We start from the raw sequence: 1,167 nt of genomic DNA on the forward strand, positions 1-1,167 counted from the left end.
CGCTAGAGTATCCGTGTTGATCAAGAAGGAAAGTTGACCCATGGACGCTGATCTCTGAGGAGGGCGTTTGCGAGGATCACGAGCTTGCGCATGATGGCTGTGAGGGCCACCTTTGGCGCCTTTCCGGCCTGCCTGAGTGCGTCGTATCTCTGCTTCAGGTTTGGATTGTAGCGTGCGGCGACCAGGGCAGGCATGTAGAGGGCCTGCCTCAGCTGGGCTCTTCCGCCGCCAATTCGGGCCCGCCCCTGCCATTTTCCGGATCTTCGAGTGATAGGTGCCAAGCCGGCGAGGCTGGCGGCCTGCCGTGGCTCGAGGGTTCCCAGTTCCGGCATTTCCACGATCATTGTCACCGCGGTGGTTTCCGAGATTCCTGGAATGCTGACGAGGATGCCAAGGCGCTGGGCCAGGTTCTCATCCGCGCGGATCAGATTGAGGAGTTCCCGGTCCACGTCTGCGAGTTGCGCCTCTATCTGCCGCAGCCGCTGTGCGGCCTGGCGCTTGAGGAGGGGCAATGTCAGATTTTTTTGCCTGTTGCGCGTGGCCGTCCTGTCCTTCACGAGCGCCTGCCGGGCGCCGTGCAACTCCTTCAGCGTGTCGAGGCGTTCACTGGCTGCGGGGCGCGTGGCGGGTTCGAGAGCGATCCCCATGCGGGCAAGCATGACCGCATCGATGCGGTCGGTCTTGGCCAGGCGGCCGATTGCTTCGGCAAAACGCCGCGCTTGTCGTGGATTCACCTTGGCCACCGGCAGCCCTGCTTTGGCGAGGGCTCGTTCAGGCGCGCGGTGATAAGCGCCCGTTGGCTCCAGCACGATCCGGTCGACCGGATCGTGCTGGAGCCAAGCCAGCAGGGCCCGATGTCCCTTGGGATCGTTGGGGAAGCAGCGGCTGGCACCGTCGGGCAGACGATGGACATCCAGACGATCTTTCGAGATGTCGATGCCAATGGTAACCTTGATCATCTTTTCCATGTCCCTTGCTTGTCATCCGGGCTTTGGTCCCGGGTATCCGTTCGGGCCTCAGGGAAAAGACGGGGGTGATCCAACTCTAGCTCGGCTCAGTGTCGCTCGGCAGATCGACGATCCGTCCCCCGCCATCGCCGGTGCGGGTCAGGCACCGGCGATGGTTCATCTTCTACCGATGAACCGCCATCTTCATAAGACAAGCAGA

At 62.3% G+C, this 1,167-nt stretch carries 1 protein-coding gene; it reads right to left on the bottom strand.

What is annotated here, in order from left to right:
- Window positions 1-20 precede the first annotated feature (20 nt).
- Window positions 21-959, bottom strand: a complete 939-nt coding sequence (locus P2G67_RS16365) for an IS110 family transposase (protein WP_275824366.1) — start codon at window positions 957-959, stop codon at window positions 21-23.
- Window positions 960-1,167: the final 208 nt, after the last annotated feature.

The sequence above is a fragment of the Aquibaculum arenosum genome (assembly GCF_029222965.1).
Lineage (GTDB): Bacteria > Pseudomonadota > Alphaproteobacteria > Kiloniellales > DSM-21159 > Aquibaculum > Aquibaculum arenosum.